This window comes from Streptomyces sp. FH025, from assembly GCF_017427025.1.
Classification (GTDB): domain Bacteria; phylum Actinomycetota; class Actinomycetes; order Streptomycetales; family Streptomycetaceae; genus Kitasatospora.
Genome location: NZ_JAFLNG010000602.1, coordinates 1 through 4,837, shown reverse-complemented (window position 1 = coordinate 4,837; position 4,837 = coordinate 1). Strand labels below are relative to the sequence as shown.

The 4,837-nt window shown below is 71.6% G+C and carries 4 protein-coding genes; 1 reads left to right on the top strand and 3 read right to left on the bottom strand.

The genetic code is table 11. The features are described 5' to 3' along the window. Nucleotides 1-116 precede the first annotated feature (116 nt). Nucleotides 117-1,595 carry a HEPN domain-containing protein gene (locus J0670_RS30315; RefSeq protein WP_207814919.1) on the bottom strand — a complete coding sequence of 493 codons (1,479 nt, stop codon included), beginning with the start codon at nt 1,593-1,595 and terminating at the stop codon, nt 117-119. A 164-nt stretch (nt 1,596-1,759) separates the two neighbouring features. On the opposite strand from J0670_RS30315, the gene J0670_RS30310 reads away from it, so the two are divergent. Continuing rightward, on the top strand, nt 1,760-2,185 hold the full coding sequence (locus J0670_RS30310; protein ID WP_207814917.1) for a hypothetical protein: 426 nt from the start codon (nt 1,760-1,762) through the stop codon (nt 2,183-2,185). Here J0670_RS30310 and J0670_RS30305 read toward each other — a convergent pair. Both J0670_RS30305 and J0670_RS30300 read right to left on the bottom strand, forming a co-directional pair. After that, nucleotides 2,153-3,331: an alpha-hydroxy-acid oxidizing protein gene (locus J0670_RS30305; protein WP_207814915.1), complete on the bottom strand. Its 1,179-nt coding sequence runs from the start codon at nt 3,329-3,331 to the stop codon at nt 2,153-2,155. The two genes, J0670_RS30310 and J0670_RS30305, sit on opposite strands and share 33 nt — an antisense overlap. A gap of 144 nt (nt 3,332-3,475) precedes the next feature. Further along, entirely contained in the window at nt 3,476-4,720 is a 1,245-nt protein-coding gene (locus J0670_RS30300; RefSeq protein ID WP_207814913.1) for an MFS transporter, read from the bottom strand. Nucleotides 4,721-4,837 lie beyond the last annotated feature (117 nt).

Below are 4,837 nucleotides of genomic sequence, written 5' to 3'. Positions count from 1 at the left end.
AGAAGAGCCCTCATCCGGGAAACCGGATGGGGGCTCTTCGCGTTTACAGCACCCTGCTCCGCGAGCGGCCGACCCAACGACGGGCGTTGATCCGACAAGATCCGAAAAGGGAAAGCCTAGCTCTCCGTGGCGGAGGGTCCCCAGCCTGAAGAGAGGCGCGGCCGAGGGCGGCGTTCCGCCGGGCTCGGGGCCTTCTCCTCGGTCTCCGCGTCGGGTGTGTCGGTGGGCCTCCAGGCCGGCGGTGTCGACGCGTAGAAGGCATCGATCGGCTTGAGCACATCGTTCTGCCTGATCGCATCGGACAGTGTCGCGCCGTCCAGGACCTCGGGGACGTTCACGACGTTGTCCTTGCTCGTGGCGATGATCAACCAGCGCAGCAGGGTCTGGAACGCCACGTGCCGCAGGACCGCCAGGTCCACTTTGTCCTTGTCCTTCTCGCCGATCTCGTCGCCGTGGACGTACTTGGAGCGCGCGGCGTAGGCCTTCTTCAGCGTGTCCGCTACTGCCTGACGGGTCCTGTCCGTGCGCCACAGGGTCGCGGCCCGGATCTGCACCTTCCGGCTGAGGTCCAGGTTGTTTTCGTCAGCCATCAGGGCCTCGATGGCGATGACGTAGTGGAGCAGGACCTCTTCGATCTCCTCCTCGGGCACGTACTCCCCTGTATAGGTCCGGTGCATCGCCCGGACGAGGTGCTGGGCGGACCGGCTCAGGCGACGGGACTGCCGTTTCCCGCCCTGGGTCTGCACCTTGCGTATCCGGTCGTCAGCCCAGGCGCAGAACGCGGCGAACCGCTCCCGGTCCTCCGGGAGGACCTCGTAGAAGCCCTTCTCGTGGACCTCGTACTCGACCATCACGTCATCGTCGGCTGCGGCGACGTGTGTTTCGATGCCTGGTGTGCCATGGTCAAGGCCGACCCGTCGGCCTGGTTCCACCTCGTAGCTGGCCTGCATCCTGGTCAGCTCACTGGACCACAGCATCAGGATCAGCAGGGGCTGCCAGTGCAGCAGTTCGGGCCGGGACCGCATCGCCGGGGAGAACCGCGCCCCTTTGAGGAGTTCGCGCTCCGCATCGGGCCGGCGCAGGAACGCGGCTCCCGCCAAGACATCGGCCGGGAAGGACGAGTGGAAGGGCAGGTCGTCGACGCTGGGCAGAGCCTGTAGTTGCCGCAGCTCCGGTTCGGTGAAGGTTTGCAGGACGTAGTCCCCGATGGGGATTCGGGTGTCCGGAGGGAAGCTCGCCTCCAGGAGGACCCAGTCCTCGGAGACCGGTGCGGGAGCAAGGCAGAACCGTTCGAACTCCCGGGCGACGATGTCCTGGGCGCGGAGGTCGTCAGGGGTGGTCCTCTGCGCGAACGCGGCGAGCCCGGTGAGGTCGAGCAGGACGCGGTCGTGGATCCGGTCCGGGTCCCGCGTCACGTAGAGGTCGGGTCGTGCGGTGGCGGGCGCCGCGCTGGTGACCGCTTGGCGGACTGCGCGCCAGGAGGGCTGCGGGGGGAACCTGTCCCAGATGAACGACTGCCGGGACTCGGGCGCGATCGTGCCGACCTGTTGGAGCCAAGCACGCACCGCGCCCTTGATGTCGATCTCTGATGTCATGCCGACACGGTAGTGCTGGTCACTCTGGTGGTGGGGCGGATTCGCGGACGCTGAGGGTCCGCCCGGCCAGGCCGGCGGCGCGCCACGTTTGAGTGAGGTCTCCGGCCCTTCCAGAGTGCGGTGGTTGTGTACGTATCACTATGTCGACTTCGATGGAGGATCACATGACCGCCAATGGCTGGACGAACGACCTGCTCGACCGGATGCGCCGCACCGTAGACCCGCTCGGGGACGCCGCCGCGCTGGGGGTGCCGGTCAACGAGGAGGACCTGGCCGGCACACTGATGAGCTTCTCGGTGCTGATCCCGCTCGGCCTCGCCAAGCGCGGTACCCCCGTCGGACAGCCTCACCCAGCTTGGGCTGAGCGCCGCCGCCGTGCCGAGCTTCGGGTACGGCAAGACGGGCGACACCCTGCCGCCGGCCGCCAAGCCGGCGAGCCAACTGGGGCTACTGGTTTTCAAGGAGGGGCTGCTGCTGACCAACAAGGGCCGACGCCGCGAATGGCAGGTACCCACCGGCCTGACCGACTCGTCGTCGTCACGGCGAGCCGGATGCGGTCAGATCCTGCGCAGGGCGCCGTCGGCGCGTAGGTCGGCGAGGGTGGGGTAGCCGTCGACGGCCATGAGGAGGTCGGCCTCGGCGAGCAGGGCGCGGAGCACGTGCACGATGCCGTCGGTGCCCTCCAGAGCCAGGCCGTAGGCGTACGGGCGGCCCACGCCGACGGCGGTGGCGCCGAGGGCGAGCGGCTTGACGACGTCGGCGCCGGAGCGGACACCGGAGTCGAAGAGGACCGGCAGGCCGTCGGCGGCCTCGACCACGCCGGGCAGCGCGTCGAGTGCGGCGAGGCCGCCGTTGGCCTGGCGGCCGCCGTGGTTGGAGCAGTAGACGCCGTCCACGCCGCCGTCCTTGGCGCGGCGCACGTCCTCGGGGTGGCAGATGCCCTTGAGGACGATCGGCAGGTCGGTGAGTGACCGCAGCCACGGAAGGTCGTCCCAGGTCAGCGGGTTGCCGAAGACGCTCACCCACTCCAGGACGGCCGCCCGCACGTCCTCCTCCGGCGCCTTGGCGAGGCGGGCGCGGAACACCGGGTCGGAGAAGTAGTTGGCCAGGCAGTGGCCGCGCAGCTGCGGGAAGTTGGCCGTCGACAGGTCGCGCGGACGCCAGCCGGTGATCCAGGTGTCCAGGGTGACCACGATGCCCTTGAAGCCGGCGGCCTCCGCCCGGTGCACCAGGCTCTCGGCCAGCGCCCGGTCGGTGGGGGTGTAGAGCTGGAAGAAGCCGGGGGTGTCGCCGAACTCGGCGGCCACCCGCTCCAGCGGATCGACCGTCAGGGTGGAGGCGACCATCGGCACCCCGGTACGGGCGGCGGCCCGGGCGGTGGCGAGGTCCCCGTGGCCGTCCTGGGCGCACAGGCCGATCACCCCGACCGGTGCCATGAACAGCGGCGACGGCAGCCGCAGCCCGAACAGGTCCACCGAGAGGTCCCGCCGGGCCGCGCCGACCATCATCCGCGGCACCAGGCCCCACCGTTCGAAGGCGGAGACGTTCGCCCGCTGGGTGGACTCGTCGCCCGCCCCGCCCGCGACGTAGGAGAACACCGACGGCGCCAGCGCCGACCGGGCCCGCGACTCCAGTTCCGCGAAGTCCATCGGCATCGTCGGCAGCACGCCGGCGAGCCCGTTGAGGTAGATCTCGTACTGGTAGTCGCCGAACCGCCCGTCGAACGCGGAGCCCATCCCGATCGCCGTCCTTCCCGCCGCCACCCGACCGGGACCGTCCCGGTCGGCAGCACCGCCCGCGGGTGGGCGGGCGGTGCTCCGGAATTCTCGCGGCATTCTCGCGAAGGACGGCGCCGCGGACCAGACCCGACCGGGGCGGCTTCAGCGCTGCGGCACGGGCGCCGGGCCGGGGTCCGCCCGGTGGCCGTACGCCCCCACCGTGACGGCGGCCAGGAGGGCGACGACGCCCCCGAGCAGCAGCACGGTGGCGGGGGAGGTGCGGTCCACCACGAGGCCGCCCGCCAGGGAGCCGATCGAGATGGTGGCCTGGAACACCGAGGTGAACACCACCCCGGCCGCCTCCGGAGCGTGCGGTGCCGCGGTGAGGAACCAGGTCAGTGAGCAGACCGGGACGGCGCCGTACGCCACGCCCCAGACCGTCAGCAGGACGGCCGCGCCCGGGCCGCCGGTGCCCAGCAGCGGCAGCAGCAGGGTCGCGGCGGCCAGCAGGACGGTGGCCGTGCCGAACACCGGGCGCAGCGTCCGTGCCGCGCGGCCGCCGGCGAGGACGTTGCCGAGCAGTCCGGCGGCTCCGTAGCCGAGCAGGAGCCCGGTGATCAGACCCGGGCCGGCGTGGGTGGCGGTCGTCAGGAAGGGGGTGACGTAGGTGTAGCTGCCGAAGTGGGCCAGGACGATCAGGAAGGTCGCCGCGATGCCGGTGCGGGTACCCCGGCCGGCCAGCAGCCGGCGCAGCACCCCCAGGTCGGTGGCGGTCAGCGGGGTCAGCGGCGGCAGTGACACCAGGAGGGCGACCAGCGTCACCAGGGTCAGCACGGCCATCGCGCCGAAGGCCGCGCGCCAGCCGGCGAGGGAGCCGAGGTACACGCCCGCCGGTACGCCGAGGACGGAGCCGAGCGGAACGGCGGAGAAGATGACGGTGTTGGCCCGGGCTCGTCGGTGCTCCGGGACGAGACGGGGGGCGAGCCCGGAGCCGATCGACCAGAACGCCCCGATGACCAGGCCGAGCGTGACGCGGGAGGTCAGGACGGCCCCGTAGCCGGGGGCGAGCGCGCTGAGGAGGTCGGACAAGGTCAGGACCAGCAGCAGGACGCAGAGCACGGTCCGCCGGTCGGCGCGCCTGGTGGCGACGGTCATCAGCGGCGCGGCCACCGCGGCCACGATGCCCGGCAGCGTCATCATCAGTCCGGCCGTCCCGTCGGAGATCCGGAACGTGGCGCCGATCGGGGTCAGCAGCCCGATCGGCAGGATCTCGGTGGTGACGATGGAGAACACCCCCGTCGTCACCGCCACCACCGCGAACCAACCGCCGCCCCGCGCCCGGGGCCCCGACGGGGAGCGGCCGCCGCCGGGAGTGCGCGGGGCGGGGAGGAGGGTGGCGTCGGGCATGCCGGAGGTCCTGTCCGTGAGTGCTGGGTGTGCCCCGAAGTCCACCAAACGGCCGGGGTGTTGCACTGGCGCGAATCCGACCTCGACGTTCGGGCGGTACGGCCGGGGCCATCCGTC